The organism is Mucilaginibacter sp., assembly GCF_965277465.1.
Classification (GTDB): domain Bacteria; phylum Bacteroidota; class Bacteroidia; order Sphingobacteriales; family Sphingobacteriaceae; genus Mucilaginibacter.
Map to the genome: position 1 here is coordinate 1,989,136 of NZ_CBDICW010000002.1, position 18,862 is coordinate 2,007,997.

The 18,862-nt window shown below is 38.3% G+C and carries 14 protein-coding genes; 3 read left to right on the forward strand and 11 right to left on the reverse strand.

Annotation, left to right across the window (positions count from 1 at the left end; genetic code table 11):
* Positions 1-116: 116 nt before the first annotated feature.
* From ACQY4U_RS21060 to ACQY4U_RS21075, 4 genes are all read right to left on the reverse strand, one after another.
* Positions 117-3,536, reverse strand: a complete 3,420-nt coding sequence (locus ACQY4U_RS21060) for an efflux RND transporter permease subunit (protein ID WP_428331434.1) — start codon at positions 3,534-3,536, stop codon at positions 117-119.
* A 26-nt stretch (positions 3,537-3,562) separates the two neighbouring features.
* On the reverse strand, positions 3,563-4,666 hold the full coding sequence (locus ACQY4U_RS21065; protein ID WP_428331435.1) for an efflux RND transporter periplasmic adaptor subunit: 1,104 nt from the start codon (positions 4,664-4,666) through the stop codon (positions 3,563-3,565).
* 33 nt (positions 4,667-4,699) lie between these two features.
* Positions 4,700-6,052 carry a TolC family protein gene (locus ACQY4U_RS21070; protein WP_428331436.1) on the reverse strand — a complete coding sequence of 451 codons (1,353 nt, stop codon included), beginning with the start codon at positions 6,050-6,052 and terminating at the stop codon, positions 4,700-4,702.
* Positions 6,053-6,136: 84 nt separating this feature from the next.
* Entirely contained in the window at positions 6,137-6,748 is a 612-nt protein-coding gene (locus tag ACQY4U_RS21075; protein WP_428331437.1) for a TetR/AcrR family transcriptional regulator, read from the reverse strand.
* Between the two features lie 135 nt (positions 6,749-6,883).
* Between ACQY4U_RS21075 and purB the strand changes: the two genes are divergently transcribed.
* Together purB and ACQY4U_RS21085 are read left to right on the forward strand one after the other, a co-directional pair.
* Positions 6,884-8,227, forward strand: a complete 1,344-nt coding sequence (purB, locus tag ACQY4U_RS21080) for an adenylosuccinate lyase (RefSeq protein WP_428331438.1) — start codon at positions 6,884-6,886, stop codon at positions 8,225-8,227.
* Between the two features lie 169 nt (positions 8,228-8,396).
* On the forward strand, positions 8,397-8,948 hold the full coding sequence (locus ACQY4U_RS21085; protein WP_428331439.1) for a NifU family protein: 552 nt from the start codon (positions 8,397-8,399) through the stop codon (positions 8,946-8,948).
* A gap of 89 nt (positions 8,949-9,037) precedes the next feature.
* On the opposite strand, the gene ACQY4U_RS21090 is transcribed toward ACQY4U_RS21085, so the two are convergent.
* The 4 genes from ACQY4U_RS21090 to mtaB are packed head-to-tail and all read right to left on the reverse strand — an operon-like array spanning position 9,038 to position 12,792.
* A complete protein-coding gene (locus tag ACQY4U_RS21090; protein ID WP_428331440.1) occupies positions 9,038-9,835 on the reverse strand; it encodes an inositol monophosphatase family protein in 798 nt (265 codons plus the stop codon).
* Positions 9,801-10,286: a GtrA family protein gene (locus ACQY4U_RS21095; RefSeq protein WP_428331441.1), complete on the reverse strand. Its 486-nt coding sequence runs from the start codon at positions 10,284-10,286 to the stop codon at positions 9,801-9,803. The genes ACQY4U_RS21090 and ACQY4U_RS21095 overlap by 35 nt, the downstream gene beginning before the upstream one ends.
* Positions 10,279-11,442 (reverse strand): prolipoprotein diacylglyceryl transferase, encoded by a 1,164-nt coding sequence (locus ACQY4U_RS21100; protein WP_428331442.1) that lies wholly within the window; start codon positions 11,440-11,442, stop codon positions 10,279-10,281. Before ACQY4U_RS21100 ends, ACQY4U_RS21095 begins: the two co-directional genes overlap by 8 nt.
* Before the next feature lie 27 nt (positions 11,443-11,469).
* Positions 11,470-12,792, reverse strand: coding sequence for a tRNA (N(6)-L-threonylcarbamoyladenosine(37)-C(2))-methylthiotransferase MtaB (gene mtaB, locus ACQY4U_RS21105; protein ID WP_428331443.1), 1,323 nt, complete (start codon positions 12,790-12,792; stop codon positions 11,470-11,472).
* Between the two features lie 257 nt (positions 12,793-13,049).
* Between mtaB and ACQY4U_RS21110 the strand changes: the two genes are divergently transcribed.
* Entirely contained in the window at positions 13,050-15,140 is a 2,091-nt protein-coding gene (locus tag ACQY4U_RS21110) for an ATP-binding protein (protein ID WP_428331444.1), read from the forward strand.
* A 6-nt stretch (positions 15,141-15,146) separates the two neighbouring features.
* Here ACQY4U_RS21110 and ACQY4U_RS21115 read toward each other — a convergent pair whose 3' ends face one another.
* The 3 genes from ACQY4U_RS21115 to ppk1 all read right to left on the reverse strand — a co-directional run bounded on the left by ACQY4U_RS21115 (position 15,147) and on the right by ppk1 (position 18,802).
* Entirely contained in the window at positions 15,147-15,710 is a 564-nt protein-coding gene (locus ACQY4U_RS21115) for a UbiX family flavin prenyltransferase (protein ID WP_428331445.1), read from the reverse strand.
* Between the two features lie 153 nt (positions 15,711-15,863).
* The gene (locus tag ACQY4U_RS21120) at positions 15,864-16,751 is read right to left on the reverse strand and encodes an exopolyphosphatase (RefSeq protein WP_428331446.1); all 888 of its coding nucleotides are present in this window, start codon (positions 16,749-16,751) and stop codon (positions 15,864-15,866) included.
* The gene (gene ppk1 / locus ACQY4U_RS21125) at positions 16,748-18,802 is read right to left on the reverse strand and encodes a polyphosphate kinase 1 (protein WP_428331447.1); all 2,055 of its coding nucleotides are present in this window, start codon (positions 18,800-18,802) and stop codon (positions 16,748-16,750) included. Before ppk1 ends, ACQY4U_RS21120 begins: the two co-directional genes overlap by 4 nt.
* Positions 18,803-18,862: the final 60 nt, after the last annotated feature.

The following is an 18,862-nucleotide window of genomic DNA, read 5'->3' on the forward strand; positions in this document are numbered from 1 at the left end:
AAACGAAGATGTTGCGACAATTATTGCTGCAAACGTAGGTTATAAAAAGCCGATTTATAAAAAAAGCCGTTTCAGCTTAAAACTGAAACGGCTTGTATAGTGGATGTTTTGCTTTATTAAACAGCAGCTACTTCTAACTTCTCTTTAACTTCTTTAGTTTTCTTTTCGCCAAAAAGCTTGTTTTTGATGTTTACCCTGATAATGTACATACATGGTACTAAAATTAAGGTAATGATAGTTGCAAAGCTTAATCCAAATATCATTGTCCAGGCTAACGGGCCCCAGAAAGCTACGTTATCACCTCCAAAATGAATATGTGGTTCAAAATGCGTAAACAAGCCAACAAAGTCGATATTAAAACCAACGGCTAATGGTATTAAACCTAATATGGCTGCAGTTGCTGTCAATAATACAGGTGTCATACGGGTATGCCCGGCTTCTACAACGGCATCATGAAGGCTTCCGCCCTGCTCTATCAGCATATCGGTGAACTCAACCAATAAGATACCGTTTCGCACTACTACCCCCGCTAAAGCGATGATACCTACTCCTGTCATTACTATAGACATCGTCATCCCAAAAATACTTACCCCGAGCAGTACACCAATGATACTAAAGAAGATCTCGGAGATAATGATAAAGGTTTTACCGATTGAATTAAACTGGATCATCAGGATAATCAAGATCAAACCAAATGATGTGGCCAATGCCCCTAACAAAAAGTTCATGGCTTCCATCTGGTCTTCCTGACCACCACCCTGCCTTATCAATATATTATCCGGTTTTTTAAAGTTATTAATAGCCTGTAAAATATTGGCATTAACCTCATTGGCATTAAATGGTTTAATAACGTTTGATCCAAGGGTTAATACGCGGCGTTGTTGTTTACGCTTTATATTACTGTAAGTACTGGTATACCGCACATCGGTAAATGCCGAAATAGGTACCTGGCGTATTGCACCACCAGTTGCAAGATCACGATAGGTGATCTTCATGTTCTTTAATGCATCCAGGTTATTACGCTGGCTTTCTTCGGCACGAACCATGATCTTATAATCATCTTCTTTCGTGTTCCTGAAATCGGCTGCTTTAAAACCAAAAATAGCAGTACCCAATGCCTGGCTTATTTGCCCGGTGCTGATACCCTCACGGTTAGCACGTTCCCTGTCAATATCAAATACAATTTCGGGTTTATCATTTTGCACATCGGCGGTTAAGCCTTCAATACCGGGAATGTTTTGTTTAGCTAAATAGCTTTTTAAACGATCGCCTGTTTTTACCAGCGAATCAAGGTTATCACCAATTAATTCGATGCTTATATCCCTTTGCACCGGCGGACCGCTGCTTTCCTGCGCTACTGCAATTTTCGCTCCGGGGATACCTTGTACAGCACTCCTTATTTTTGCCAAAACCTTTTTGGTATCCTTACCATTACGTTTTCCAAACTCAACAAAAGCAACGGTTACTTTACCTTTGTTTTCATAATCGCCCTGGTCTTCATCCTGCGGGTCGGTTACACCTTTGGTAACGTTTGATATAATTGAAGTAACAATATCCTTATCAGGCTCAACAACCTGTGCAACACGCTGCTCAATCTTTTTGGTAATTTCATTAGTGTAACCCTGATCGGTACCGATTGGCATAGTGATATACACGTAAGCAAAGTTTGGATCGCCCGAAGGGAAAAACTCAACCTTTGGTGAACGGGCCACCATGAACACAATTGTTAAAATAAAAAGCACTATAGTACCCAATAGCATAGTTACCGGCCTGCGGACTGCTTTTTCCAAAAGCCTTGCATACCATTGCTGGAAACGTGGCCATGAATTTTTCTGGAACCTATCGATGATCTTTAACAGCACAAAGTGGTTTAACAGATAAAGCACTATAGCCAGCACCATAAAGTTACCTACACCTACATTAATCCAGTAACCAAGTGCGGTTGCAACTGCCATGTAGATTAAAACACGTTGTACTTTTTTATCAAATTTGGGATGATCGTGCTCGCCTTCATAATGCGGTTTCATAAAATCAACCGCAAATACCGGGTTAATGATATAGGCCACAACTAATGATGCCAGCAAGGTAATGATCAGTGTTATAGGCAGGAAGAACATGAAGTGCCCGATTAAACTATTCCAGAAAGCCAAAGGTACAAAGGGTGCCAAAGTTGTCATGGTACCTGAAAATACAGGTAAAAACACTTCGCCGGCAGCCATTTTAGCCGCCTGTTTAATAGGTACTTTTCCGTTTGCAAATATGCGGTGCGTGTTTTCAATTACCACAATGGCATCATCAACCACAATACCCAGTGCGAGCAGGAACGAGAATAATACGATCATATTCAGCGTGAACCCAATTGCCGGCATTATTAAAAATGCAATAAAACAGGATAACGGAACTGATAAGGCCACAAAAACAGCATTGGTACTACCCATAAAAAACATCAGGATGATAGTTACCAGTAAAAAGCCAATTACTATGGTATTGATCAGATCGTTTAACGTAGTACGCGTTTTGTCTGATTGATCGCCCGTAACTGTAACGTTTAATCCTTTAGGGAAAACCGTTTTTTGCTTTTGCTTGATCAGGTCATTTATTTTATCTGATGCTTCGATAAGGTTTTCGCCAGCCCTTTTACTTACGTTAAGCGTAATTACATTTTTAAAATTGGGGTTGTCGTTAGTTTTTAAACGTGCATAACTCTCCTGTTCTAAAAATGAATCCTTCACCTCGGCAATATCACGCAGGTAAACTGCCTGGCCTTTTGGGTTACGGATAGCCATTGCAGCTACTTCATCAGCACTTTTAAAATCCTGCTTAATATCAACACTGCGGCGCACACCATCAGATTTTATGGGGCCTGCTGTTGTTAAAATATTTTCATACCCAATAGCATCTGTAATATCCTTAAAACTTATTTGTGCTGCAGCCATTTTATTAAGGTCAACATTAACCTGTATTTCAGGTGTTAAGGCACCTACTTCGTCTACCTTTGATATTTCTTTATAGCTTTCAATCTCATCCTTTAATACATCGGCATATTCCTTTAATTTTTTAAGGTCATAATCGCCCGATATATTGATATACAGGATAGGAAGATCGGCTACGTTAATATCTGATATAACCGATTCTTTTAGGTTATTATCATTTTGCGGTAAATCCTGTTTGGCTTTATCCACAGCATCCTTAACATCAATTTTAGCATCCTTAATTAAAATATTAGCATTGAACTCAGCCGTTATTATCGATACGTTTTGAACCGAGTTTGAGGTTACTTTTTTTAACCCTTTAAGCGATTTTAACTGCTTTTCAATTTGCCTTGTTACCAGGTTCTCAATATTTTGAGGTGATTGCCCTGCATACGCAGTGGTAACAAACACTTTTGATTGCGCTATATCCGGAAAGTTTTCTTTAGGCAGCTTGTTATAGCTTATTAGCCCCAGTACGGTAACTAAAAATATAAGCACATAAATGGCCGTTTTATTTTCTATGGCCCAGCTTGAGGGCGAAAATTCTTTGTTCAGATCTTTCATATTAAACAGATCAAATGTTTGATTAATTAATTACCTGATTGTGAAACTTTTATTTTGTCGCCATCTTCAATATCAGATGCACCTTCGGTAACCAGCTGATCACCGCTATTTAAGCCTGATAATATTTCCGACTGGCCACCATAGGTAGTTCCAACCTTTACATTAATTCTTTTTGCTATACCGTCTTTATTGATAAATACGTAATCGCCATCTTCTGATTTTTGGATCGCTTTTACCGGGACAACTATTGCATTTGGTTTTGAATAGTTAGCTATCTGTATAATGGCTGTCATGTTAGGGCGTAACGTTTTACGTACAGGTAGTTTTACCTCTACACCAAAACTGCGCGAAGTTGGGTCAATAACCTTGGCCGCAAAAGTTACTTTGGTAACCAATGAATCATTTGCATCGGGTACTAATATTTTAACTTCATTGCCTTTGTTTACGCTACCTGCGTATGACTCAGGTACATCAGCCTTAACCTTCAGTACATCTGCATTTACAATACGGATACCGGTTGTTCCTGGTTGGGCTACCTGGCCAAGCTTTAGGTCCATCTGATCAATTGAGCCATTGATTGGTGAGGTAATCCGGTACATATCAGCCTGCTGGCGTAATGACGATACTTGCTTTTGTGAGCTTTGCAATGCGGTTTGTGCCTGTAAAAACTGCACTTCGGTACCAATTTTTTGATCCCAAAGATTCTTCTGCCTGTCAAACAAGGTTTTATTTAAACTTACCTGGGTTTCGGCCTGTAAAATATTTTGGTTCAAAACACTGTTATCCAGTTGCACCAATACCTGCCCTTTTTTTACATGATCGCCGGCTTTTACATATATAGCTGTGATTGCACCCGGAGATTGAGGATAAGCCATTACGTTATCCTGGGCATCAATTTTACCCTGTATCTGTACAAAGTTGGTAAAGTTGACCGGCTTTAAGCTAATAACAATAACATCGGTTGATTTTGAAGAATCAGTAGTGCCTACTTCGCTTTGTAATTGCGTTATTTTGGTACTTAATTCAGCCTGTTGCTTTTTCAGGTCGGCAAGCTCTGCTTTTTTATCCTTTGGTTTGTTTGAGCAAGCCGCAAGAATAAGGATAACTGGTATGTATAATATTTTTTTCATGTCTTTTATATATAATATAGTTTTAATTTCTTCTTATTTAATTCTTCCGTATGCTTTATCCAAATCAACCTTGCTTACTAAAGCATCATATAAACCTTGTATGTAGCTGTTATCAGCTTCCTGCACGGCGGTTTGTGCCTGGGTTACTTCAATGCTTGAACCCACCCCCTGCTCATATTTAATTTTTGACACCCGCAATACTTCTTCAGCCAGGGCCATGTTTTTCCGCTGATCGTTAAGGGTTTGTAAACCGTTTATGTAAGCTATGCGCGATTGGCTTACCTGTAGGTTAACCGTGTTCTTCATATCTTCCAGATCATTCTGCGATTTTAATACAGTTATCTTGGATTGCTTAACCTGGTTAAGGTGCTGAAAACCTGTAAATATGGGAAGGCTTAGTGAAAGCCCTACATAACTTGAAGGGAAGTTAACGGTATACAAGTTACTGAAGGCATTATTTTGATAGGATGCAGCATAACTTGCATTTGCAGTAAGTTTTGGTAAAAACTGTCCTTTTTTGCTTTTAAGATCATATTCATTGATCTTTTTTTGCGTTTCTAACAAGTTATACTCAATACGGTTATGGTAAACAGCGGTATCAGAGGTTGCTAAAGCAGCGCTTCCATCAAGTTGAATATCTTCCAGTTTATCTTTTAAGGTTAATACCTTATCAATTGGCATTCCCATTTGGAATTTTAAAAGCTGGTAATTTAATCCTAACAAGCGAACAGTATTTTCCCGGTTAGTTACCAATGAATTGTACTGAACCGTTATACGGTCAACATCAATTTTTTCAACAAAGCCTTGCTTGTTACGGGCTACTGTTTCATCCAACTGTTGTTTTATCTCTTTTATATTAGCTTCCAATAGTTTCAGTTGCTCCACGCTTACCAAAACCTGGTAATAAGCCTTAGTAACATTTACATTGGCATCAATTTCTGAGCGGGTAAAGCTTCGGGCGTATAATTCCCTGTATGTTTTACGCGCCTGTAAACCAACAATGTAGTTAGGATCAAACAAAATTTGATTAGCAGCTATAGTAAAGCTCGACTGGTATTTAACCCCAAATTGTAATTGCTTAAATGTACCTGCCGGTAAGCCTAAAAATTCACCCGGTATTAACGTGGTAGGAATTTTCATGTAATCCTGGAAACTTGCCGAACCATTAATTTGAGGATAACCTTGTCCTACAATTTCCTTTATATGATACTCGGCACTGGTAACATCCAACTGTGCGTTTATTACTGCATGCTGATGGTTATAAGCATAGCTTATACAATCGGCTACCGTAAATTTATAAGTCAGCGTATCGGGTGGTGCCTGCTGCGAAAAGCCCTTTAAGGCAAATGCACATAATAAGGACACCATAAAAAATACTTGTTTCATTATATATTGTTATTTGTTTATGTTTTAATTTATTGTTACTGCAAAGAACATGGATGTTTTGACAACCCTATGTCAGCAGCTTAATTACTCGTCTTTAATATTTTTAAACTGGTTCAATAACTTATAGCCTTTAAGGGTACATATCCCAAAATTAAAATGCTCCTGAAACTGCTGTTGTACCGTCCACGTATTGAACTCGGCCACCGGAAAAATGGAAGTATTAAACCCCATTTCAACCTGGCATACGCGCATACGTGCCATTATTTTCACATCAATATCAGGCCTTATATAGCCCTGTTTTATGCCCTTGGTTAAAAGCTCTTCTAAAGTATGTACCAGTACATCCGATTTAAAATCCTGAAATTGCTTCCAGGCTTCGGGATGATACTTTTGAAGATCGTGGATCACTATCGGATTGATCCTCGAAAAGATCTCTTCCGAACATTTCAGCATGTTGATCATCTCTTCGATCACGTTGTTTGATCTGCTGATAATATCACTCATCTGATCCTCGTCTTCCTTTAGTTTTTTATTAACCAAAGCAATTACCAACTCGTTCTTATCCTTAAAAAACTGGTAGATGGTTTTTTTTGACATACCCAAGTGTTTGGCTATATCATCCATCGTTACGCTCTTTATTCCGGCTGTTAAAAACAGCTCCTCACCACCCTGTATTATTCTCTCTATTTGAACCATTGACTTAATTAGTCAAAACTATGGAAACATTTTTAGATTTCAAAGTTTCCATTTAAAAATAGTTTTCCCGGTAAGTACCAACAGCAGAACACTAAACTGCTCCTGAATTATTACCTTTGCAAAAATTTATTCAAAATGACCCTTACTCCTCTTTCAGCAATTTCTCCTATTGATGGCCGCTATCGAAATACAACTTCAGATTTAGCATTGTATTTTTCAGAATATGCCCTGATTAAGTATAGAGTATTTGTTGAGATCGAATATTTTATTGCCCTGTGCGAGCACCCGTTGCCGCAATTAAATGATTTTGATAAAAATGTAGCAGAAAAGTTACGCAACATTTATAAAAATTTCAGTGAAGCAGATGCCGAAAGCATAAAGCTGATTGAAAAAACCACCAACCATGATGTTAAGGCGGTTGAATATTTTATTAAAAAAGAGTTTGACAAGTTAGGCCTTGAAGCGCAGAAAGAATTTATTCACTTTGGTCTTACCTCGCAGGATATTAATAATACAGCTATCCCTTATTCATTTAAAGAAGCTTTAGCCAACGTATATTACCCGGCGATTAATGAACTGCTTGCTGTATTGAAAAAATATGCAGCAGACTGGGAGCTTGTTCCAATGTTGGCACATACACATGGGCAGCCAGCCTCACCAAGCCGTTTGGGTAAGGAGATCCAGGTATTTGTTGAACGTTTGGAAACCCAGCTTGAGCTTTTGAAGCCAATCCCATACTCTGCAAAGTTTGGCGGCGCTACAGGTAATTTCAATGCACACCATATTGGGTACCCGCAAATTGACTGGAAAGCATTCGGTAATCATTTTGTAAACGATATATTGGGGCTTAAAAGATCGCAATTTACCACCCAGATTGAACACTACGATAATTTTGCTGCGCAATGCGATGCTTTAAAAAGGATCAATAATATTTTAATTGACCTTGACAGGGATATGTGGGCCTATATCTCCATGAACTATTTTAAACAACAAATAAAGGCTGGAGAAATAGGATCATCGGCCATGCCGCATAAAGTAAACCCAATTGATTTTGAAAATTCGGAAGGTAATTTGGGTATTGCCAATGCATTATTTGAGCACATGGCTGCTAAGTTGCCAATTTCAAGGTTACAACGCGATTTAACAGATTCAACCGTATTGAGAAATATTGGGGTACCGGTAGCACATACATTGATCGCCATTAAATCAACCGTTAAAGGGCTGAACAAGCTATTATTAAATACCGATGCCATTAATGCTCACCTTGAAGCTAACTGGGCGGTAGTTGCTGAAGCCATCCAAACTATTTTACGCAGGGAAGCTTATCCAAACCCTTACGAAGCCTTAAAAGAACTAACGCGTACCAACCAACAGGTTAACGCCCATACTATTGCTGAATTTGTTGATGGCCTTAACGTGAGCGATACGATTAAAGAAGAAATAAAACAGATAACACCATCAAATTATACAGGTATTTAAACCTTGTTGGTCAGTAGATTTATAATTGTCCAATGCTTCTAATATAGTTTAAAATAGAAGTTTGCGTGCCACGTATATCAGTCATTAATGGGTCATAACTATATAAGGGTATCATTTAAATCAAAAAGCTGTTTAAATTTGTTAATTCAAGTATTAATTAAAGAATAAAATGAACATCAACGTATATACAGAATCTACTCCAAACCCGGCAACTATGAAGTTCATTGTGAACAAGTTGCTGATTAACGGAAGTGCCGACTTTGCTACCAAGGAAAGTGCTGAAAAATCACCCTTTGCAAAAGAATTATTTAAATTTTCGTTTGTTAACGGTGTTTTCTTTGCCAGTAATTTTGTTACCGTAACAAAGTTTGAGAATGATAACTGGGATGATCTTTTACCGATATTAAAAGAGTTTGTAAAAGGTGCTGTTGAGGCTGAATTAAAGATACAGGAAGAAGAACAGGCTGAAGCAGGTGATTTTGAAGGTACCGATATTGAAGTTAAAATTCAGCAGATATTGCATGATTACGTACGTCCGGCTGTTGAACAGGATGGTGGTGCTATCACCTACAGATCATTTGATACAGGAGTTGTAACTGTTGAACTTCGCGGTTCATGCAGCGGATGCCCGTCATCAACAGTAACTTTAAAATCAGGTATTGAAAACCTTTTGAAAAGAATGGTTCCCGAAGTTACCGAAGTAGTCTCTGAAGCTTTATAAGCATTTCACGAACATACATAACAGTACGAATTTCACAGTTAATGATTGAATCAGCACATGTGGAATTCGTGTTTTTTTATGCCTGAAAATTAGTATTGTATAAAGTATTTCTGAATCTGTGCCAGCATTTCTGCTGTAATTTTACCGTTGGTGGCTAAAAGTTCGCGGGTATTAAGGCATTCATCGCCACCTTTAAAATTCACCACATCGCCACCGGCTTGTCGCACAATAACAATTCCGGCAGCTACATCCCAAGGGTTTAAGTTGTATTCATAAAACCCCTCAAACCTGCCACATGCGGTATAAGCTAAATCAACCGCTGCCGATCCTAAACGCCTTAAGCCGTGGCAGCTTTTCATCAATTCGGTAAATAAGGCTATATAAGCCGGCTGCTTTGCAAAATCATAATATGGAAAACCGGTAGCTAATAAACTCTTATCAATAGTTGGGCTATTGCTTACCCTGATTTCTTTCCCGTTCAGGTAAGCTGGTGCACCTTTCCAGGCGTAAAAGCATTCGTCCTGGTTAATCTCATAAACTACCCCTAATACTAACTCATCATTTTCCTGCAAGGCTATGCTAACCGAATAAACCGGCAAACCATGAATAAAATTGGTAGTACCATCAAGCGGATCAATTATCCAGTTATATTTTTCACCAACCTTGTTTATAGTTTTTTCTTCGGTAATAAAACCAGCACCGGGCACTACATTGGTTAATGCAGCAACAATCATTTCCTCAGCCGTTTTATCAACGTAGGATACAAGGTCATTCAAACCTTTGATCTCGATCTGATCGGGGCTAAAGGTTTTGCGCTGCTCACGGATGAACGCTCCGGCTTCTTTGGCTACCTCAATTACTTGCTTTACTACTTGATCCAGTTGCATGATGTCTTAATGATAGGCTGAATGAAAAAAACTTATGTACAAAGTAACTTGCAAAAAACAAGCTTAAAGCTGCTAAAGGCCTTGCTACGGGAGGGTACATGTGCATATCCTGTATAAAAAACTTAAGCACGGCTAGGTTAGCAAAAAAACCTACAATAGCAACGACCATAAACCTAAAGAATTGCTTATACGCTGATGATTTTGACTCTGAAAATACAAAGTACCGGGTAATTATAAAATTAACCATCACCCCTAAAAAAAAGGATAAGGCTAAAGATAGGGTTGAATTACGAACCACAAAGCCATTAAAGCTATAAGTTTTTTGAACCAGTAAATTATGGTAAAACAAATAATAAGCGCATATATCAACTATAAATCCCATTCCGGCCGAAAGCACAAACCTTACTACCTGGTTATCTAAAAACTTACTTTTCCAGGATTTTTTAGTCATGTGCTGTTAAAGGCGCTTTTTTATTAGTCGAGATATAAATTAAATATAATCCCCCTATTATCATTAACAGCGAAATCATTTCTGCTTGTGTAAAGCTTATGCCTGCAACATGGTATTTGGTATTTACACGTATATGCTCAATAAAAAAGCGCTCAACACCGTTTAATATCATGTAGATACCGAACATCATACCCGGTAGTTTTATCCTGTCGCGAATGCTCCATAAAAAAAAGAACAATAAAATACAGATCACTGATTCGTAAAAGGATGTAGGGAACACGCCTATTGGCAACTCGTGATTAAACTTACCGATATAGCCGGGAATAACCACGCCTTCGTTATTAACATTATGCGGAAACTGGAAAGACCATGTCCAGTTGGGTGCCCAGCTTAACCAGCCTGGCTTTTGAGCTATGTTTTCGATTCCCCAATCACCATCGCCAGACATTTGGCAGCCAATACGGCCAACACCATAAGCAAGCATCATACCGGGGCCACCAATATCAAGCATGTCCAAATACCTGATCCCATTTTTATGGGCAATGTATAGTACAGCGGCACCGCCGCATATTAAACCACCATAAAAGGTAAGTCCGCTAAAACCTATCAGCATGCCAACAGGGTCTTTCATAAATTCGCCCCAGTTTTCAAGGGCATTGAATAATTTAGCTCCAGCAAAACCACACAGAGCCGCCCAAAATAGCATGGTGCCCATCAAATCAGCCGGATGAACAATTACCCTTTGTTTTTTAGGTTCAGGTAAGCGTTGTTTTTTATTTTCGGCATAAGCCCAGTAGGTAAAAGCCGCGGCACCTATAATTCCGCCTATCCAGTTTCCCCTTAACGATAATATAAATTCCTGCGGATCATCTAAAAGTGCATGGTAATTAAGGATAGAATCAAGCACCTTAAAACCCAATATAAAACCGAAAATGCCATTACCAACTAATTCGGCAGTGGTGGCAGGTGCGCCGATGGTGATTGTTTTTTCGAACGAATGTACATAGCCTAATTTTTCCTTCCGGTTAAATTCCTGAACAAAAGCCCAGTAACCAGCCATAAAAGCAATAGCCACAAAAAAGCCAAATGTTTGTATTGGAAGCGGTATATAAAGCCCTGTAAGGTATTGTATAAGGAAGGATATAGTTGGGAACATTCTTAGTAATTTGGGCGCAAGATAATGTTAATGAACAAATATTTCTTCGCTTTCAGTAATTTCAACATCACCATCGGTTGAAACTTGTGTTAAATGAACCGTACGTAATTCATTCACCAGAACAGGATCATATTTGGTTTTAACCTTAACATAGTTACGGGTAAAACCGTGCATATAGCCGTCTTTAATATCGCGTTCAAATAATACCTCGTAAGTTTTATTTAGCTGGCTATCATAAAAGGCACGGCGTTTTTTGTCTGATAAAATATGCAGCATTTTATTCCGCTCAAAACGTGTTGAACCAGGTACAACGCCCGTCATTTCATTTGCAGGTGTATTTTCCCGTTCAGAATAAGTGAACACATGCAGATACGAAACGTTCAGTTCATTTAAAAAATTATAGGTATCAATAAAATCTTCGCGTGTTTCGCCGGGGAAGCCAACAATCACATCAACACCAATACAGCAATCAGGCATCACCTGCTTTATTTTAGCAACTCTATCAGCATATAACTGCCTTTTGTAGCGGCGGCGCATTAAACCCAGTATCTTATCCGATCCTGATTGTAGCGGGATATGAAAATGCGGTACAAAACGTTTGGATTGGGCTACAAATTCAATAATCTCGTCGCTTAATAAATTAGGCTCAATGGATGAGATCCGGATTCGGTTAATTCCTTCCACATTATCCAGTGCTTTAACCAGGTCAAAGAATTTATCTTCGCGTTCACCGTTCCTGATACCGAAATCACCCAAGTTAACCCCGGTCAATACAATTTCCTTAACGCCCGATGCTGCTACCTCTTTAGCCTGCTCAATTACATTGGCAATGGTATCGCTGCGGCTTTTGCCGCGCGCCAAAGGTATGGTACAAAACGTACATGAATAATCACAACCATCCTGAACCTTTAAAAAAGTACGGGTACGATCACCACCTATAGAAAATCCTGAAACAAAATCTTTAGCTTCTGATACCGGCTGATTATAAACCAGGGCTTTAGGATTTTTAGTAAGATCGGTAATGTAATCAACGATCAAAAACTTTTCGGCAGCGCCTAAAACCATATCAACACCAGGTATTTCTGATATTTCTTTTGGCTTTAGCTGTGCGTAACAACCAACTATAGTAACGTATGCGTTTGGCGATATTTTAAGGGCTTCTTTAACTACCTTTCTGCATTTTTTATCGGCATGGTCGGTAACTGAGCAAGTGTTAATCACATATACATCAGGGGTATCGGTAAAATCAACCGTACTAAAGCCTGCCTGTTTAAACAAACGGCCAATAGATGACGTTTCCGAATAGTTAAGCTTACAGCCTAATGTATAAAATGCTACTTTCTTGTTCATTTTTAAAGCGTGCAAAGATATTGAATTTTTGCGGCTATCTCAACCCCAATAATTTATACCTGAAACTTAAACAACTTTTAAGAATGCCTTTAAGCTGAACATTTTTTTAAAGATGGTGTTAAAATAAAATGTTTTAGCAGGGCACTATTAACTTAATAACAAATTAATTAACAATCAATTATTTCATGATTGCCACTTCCAAAAAAATCCCTGTACTAAGATATTGCCTTATTATACTTCTTTTCAGTATCCTTTTTATGGGGGTATTATATTTATTGCTGCATTATAAAAAAGCACAAAAACTACAAAGCAATATTGAAAACCTGATTACCGCACGCGAAAACAGTGCATTGATTGATAGTTGCATAATTGATTTATACAGCGCCGATAACAACAGCAGGCTTTACACCACTACCGGGAACAAGGCTTATCTAAAAAAATTCTCGAAAGATATTGTCAGGATCACCGGTATAGTTGACCAGATAAATTTTAACAGTAAAAACATTGCAGATAAGGATACTTTAAAGTTTAAAAAACTAATTGACCAGAAAACTCAAAAAACAAGCAGCTATATTAAACTCCGTATACTTACCGACAGCCTGATCAAATACTCCATAAAAATAAACAGGTCGTTAAAAAGTTTTAATCAGCAAACATCTAAACCTGTAGTAAAGGTTGAACATGTTGTTACTATTGACACTTTAAAAAACAATATCGCCAAACCCAGAAAAAAACTATTAGGCCGTATCGTTGAAGCTTTTTCGAAAAAAGGTGTCGAAGCCAACTCACAACCCGTAGTAATTAAAAAAGATACGGTAATTACCTCTGTTTTAACCTCGAAGGATACTGTTTATAATAACAAGCACGAATATAAAACCTATTATAAAAAGCTTAATGTAGTAAACAACAAGCTGATAAGTAATGAACGGCAGATTTTATTTATAAACGATAACCTGCTAAAAGAAATTATTATAAGCTTAAAGCATTACAAAACAGTTGAACAATTATACATAGATGATAGCCGGAATGGCCTAAAGGAAAGCATGACGGATGTTTTTGTGGAGTTTAAACAACTATCGGCCATTAGTGCTTTGTTTTTGTTGACTTTATTGGTGTTAGTTTTTTATAATATCTGGAAGATTTTTAGAAATGACCAGGAGATTATTGAGCATAGCGAAAAAACAGAGCAATATGCCAATTCAAAAAGTATGTTTTTAGCTGGCATGAGTCATGAGATCCGCACACCGCTAAACTCAGTGATCGGCTTTTCTGAACAATTGAGCCATTCAAATCTTTCTGAACAGCAAAAAGAACAGGTAGATGCGATCAGGAGTTCGTCTGAAATGCTTTTGGAGCTGGTTAATGAGATCCTTGATTTTTCGAAATACGAAACAGGCAAAATGAACTTTGAAAGCTCATCATTTATGCTTAACCAGGCAATTGAAGAGATCTTTAACGGGATGAATATACAGGCCATCAAAAAACATATTCTGTTAGAGAATCAGATAGCTATTGATAGAAACATTTGCTGCCAGGGCGATAAGATGCGCCTTAAACAGGTGATCATGAACCTGATTGGTAATGCCATTAAATTTACAGTTAAAGGTAAGGTTACATTAATAGCCTATGTTGATGAAAGAGATGACCAAAGCGTATTAAAAGTGACCGTAAAGGACACAGGCCTGGGCATCCATAAAAATGACCTGCCTCATATTTTTGAAGAGTTTTCGCAGGTTGCAAATGCACAAAAATCTACTCGGCATAAAGGTACCGGCTTAGGGTTAGCTATTTGCAAAAAGATAATTGAATTACAGGGTGGCCGCATCAGTGTGAAAAGCGAACCGGGGCAAGGTTCAGAGTTTAGCTTTGAGCTGCCATTTAATACATGTGCTAATAAGGATGTTGCCATTACCCAAACCATGAGTGATGAGCTAATGGCTGAGATGGTTGATGAAAAATATATTTTGTTTACCGAGGATAATCAGCTTAATGTTTTGCTTGGCACAACAATTTTAAAAAAGTGGAAGATAAAGTACGATGTAGCCTATAACGGTAAGGAAGCTTTTGAACTATTCAAAAAAAACAATTACGATATTATTTTGACAGACATACAGATGCCTGAAATGAACGGACTCGAGCTAACGCAACAGATCAGAAATTATCCCGATCAAACGAAAGCGACTGTTACCATTATGGCTTTAACAGCAAATGTTATGAAAGAAGACCGGGATGTTTATTTCAAATCAGGTATAAATGATGTTATTCTGAAACCATTTTTAGAGAAAAACCTGGTCGAAAAAATAGCTTTAGCAGTTCAGGATATGGATAATGCTACTCGTTTTGTATAATTCAGCTTAATGAGCACCCCAGCGATAGCTTTCATTCTCTAACCCTATCAGGTCAATAATCCTGTTTACAACGGTCATAGCCACCTCCTCAACAGTCTTAGGCCTGCTGTAATATGATGGAACTGCCGGGCATATAATTCCGCCTGCTTCTGTCACTGTTTGCATATTGCGGATATGGATAAGGTTAAATGGGGTATCCCGGGCTACTAAAATAAGTCTGCGGCGTTCTTTGAGCATTACGTCAGCAGCACGGCTGATAAGATCGTCAGAGATCCCGGAAGCTATACGGCCTAATGTACCCATTGAGCATGGTACGATTACCATGGTATCAAACCTTGCCGAGCCGGAAGCAAAGGGGGCCATAAAATCTGTTTTAGAATAAATTTTATAGGGGAAGTTATTGTAATCTTCGTTATCAAGCTCAAAGCGCCAAACATCCTTGGCATTGTCTGACATTACAACGGCTACTTCATCAATCTGCGTGCTCAGCTTTTGTAATTGCTCAATAAGTAATTTGGCATATATGGAACCACTGGCACCGGTAATAGCTACAACAATCTTCTTCTTCATAATCATATTAACAAACCAGGTAAATTTGAGGAACAAAAAAGGGTCGAATATAAATACTCGACCCTACATCTACCTATGAAAAACATGCCCTTGAGGGGGCACTACAAATGTAATAACAGTTTTTCAATTTTTAAACAATTTCTTTAAATAAATTTAACTCGATTTTGGGTGATTTTTTTCGATAAGCGTTTGAATTATACCATCAACCAAACCAACAGTAGGCACATAAATACTTTTAATATTTGCCCATTTCATTACCGTCATATAAATCTCGCAGGCAGGTATAATCACGTCTGCCCTATCCTGATTTAAGCCTAAAACATTGATCCTGTCCTTAAGCGAAAATGAGCTTAAGTAAGTATAAAGTGCCTTAAGTTTACCAAAGGTTAAGGGTGCTTTATCTTTTTCTTCGGACAGTTTATAAAGTTTATTGATATTGCCACCAGTACCAATGCCCAAAATAACTTTAAATTGCTTGGTGTTTTCGCGGATAAAATCGCGCATTTCGTTCCAGGTTTCTTCTGTATCCTGGTTATCCAGCATCCGGATGGTACCAATATTAAATGATCGGGATGCCCACATCTCCCCTGCCGAAAACAAGGAAAGCTCGGTACTGCCGCCACCTACATCAATATACAGGTAGTTTTTACTTTTATCAATATTGAGCTCTGCATGGCTTGCATAAATTATCCCGGCTTCCTTTTGCCCGTGTATAATTTCAAGATCAATATTAGCTTCTGTTTTAACCAATTTCACCACCTCATCGCCATTCTTGGCTTCGCGCATGGCCGATGTGGCATAAGCCTTATAATCCGTAACCTTGTAAACTTCCATTAGCTTACTAAAAGCCTGCATGGTTTTTACCAGGTCTGCTGATTTTTTTCCTGAAAGATGATGATCTAAAAAAGCATCATCACCCAAACGGAGCGGAACCCTTATTAACGTATTTTTTTTGAATGAAACTGAACCATTGTTTTCAATAATATCAGCTATAAGCAGCCTTACGGCATTTGAACCTATATCTATTGCTCCGTATCTCAACTTTGTTTGGATTTATCTTTAAGGTAATTGTATATATCAACCTGCGCCCTGTGCGGCACAGCTGAATTAGTTTTGTGGTATTTATTGGTATTGTGGCTGTTAATCTCGCGGGATTTGGTATTATCGGTCAATTGCAGGTTAATTATATCCCTTACCTCTTTCTTTAAATTTTCATCATAAATGGGGAAGCCAACCTCCACCCTTGTATCAATATTACGGGTCATAAAATCGGCAGAGGTGAGGTAGATCAGTTCATCGCCGCCGTTACAGTAAATATGTACTCGGGCATGTTCAAGGTATTTATCTACAATGCTCAATACCTCAATATTTTCGCTGTAGCCTTTTACCCCTGCAATAAGGCAGCACATCCCCCTTATTATCATTTTTATTTTAACCCCTGCATTACTTGCCTGGTATAATTTATTGATCAGCTGTTCATCGGCCAGGCTGTTCATCTTCAATATCATATAAGCCTTTTTACCGGCCTTGGCATTCTTTATCTCGTTATCAATCAGCTTATAAATTGCAGGCCGGGCATCAATGGGCGATACTATTAAACTTTTTAAACCCTTAGGTAATGTACTTTTACTCAGAGCCTTAAAAACATTCACTAAATCGGCGGTTATCTTTTTATTTGCAGTTAGCAGGGTATGATCCGCATACATCCTTGCCGTTTTCTCGTTAAAGTTTCCGGTTGATAAGCAGGCATAATAAGCTGGTTTATCTTTCTCCAACCGGGTTACAAGGCATATCTTTGAGTGTACTTTATACCCCTCAATACCATACAGAACGGTAACACCTTCTTCCTCAAGCCTGCGGCTCCATGCTATGTTATTTTGCTCATCAAAACGTGCGCGCAACTCTACCAAACAGGTAACTTTTTTACCATTTTTGGCCGCACTCATCAAGGCGTGCATAATTCTTGAATTTTCGGCAAGCCTGTAAACTGCGATACTGATCTCTTTTGTTTTTGGATCTATGGCGGCTTCTCTTAAAAAATGGATCACATAATCGTACGATTGGTATGGTGTACTGATCAGGTAATCTTTTTTAGCGATCATCCCCATTAAACTTTTGCCAAAAGACAAACCATCAACAGGTAGCGGGATGGTTTTTTCATACTCTAACCCGGCCCTGCCAACGTTTGGAAAAGCTATAAAAGTTTTAAAGTTGTGGTAACGGTTACCCGGGATAAGGCTTTCGCCATGTAAGCCCATTTTGGTAACCAAATATTTTAACATATCTAGGGGCATTTCAGAATCATAGAGCAAACGCATAGGCTTGCCCTTTTTGCGTTTCTGTAAGCTTTTTGAAAGCGAATCAATAAACTTTTCGCTTACCTCTTTATCCAGGTCAAGCTCAGCGTCCCGGGTAAGCTGCAGGGAATATGCTTCGATAGAATCGTGCTCAAAAATGAAGAAGATATCCTCAAGGCTGTAGCGGATAATATCATCCAGTAAAATAATAAACTTAAGGTTATTGGTTTCGGGCAGTACCACAAACCTTGATAAAGTATCTGGAAACTCAATTAATGCAAGGCGTGATTTTTTATTTTTAGTAAGCTTTACAAAAAAGTAAATAGCACGGTCCCTTAATTCAGGTAATGGCAGGCTGTCATCCAGCATTATGGGAACTAACGTGGCAAGTAGCTTTTCTCTGAAATAGTGCTTTACAAACTCGCCCCTGCTTACGTTAAGCTGTTTATCATTAAGGATAAAAATCTTTTCCTCAGCAAGTTGCTTTACAATAATGTTTTCATAAAGATTATTGAACTTGCGCTCCTGCCTTACAACGATGTTCTTGATCTGGTTCAGTACTTTTTTAGGATTGTATCCCAAAATTTCCTTTGCTTTTTCGTTGAGGTTTGCCAAACGGCTCAGGGTAGCTACCCTTACACGGTAAAACTCATCTAAATTCGATGAAAAAATAGCTAAAAACTTAATCCGGTCAATTAATGGAACTGTTGGGTCAGCGGCTTCCTGTAAAACCCTGTCATTAAAATAAAGCCAGCTAATTTCACGATTAATTAAGGGTACGTGTTTAATATCCATATAAAAAGGCTTACCATTTGGCCTCGTTTACAAATCTGCTTATTTAATTGTTAACTTAAT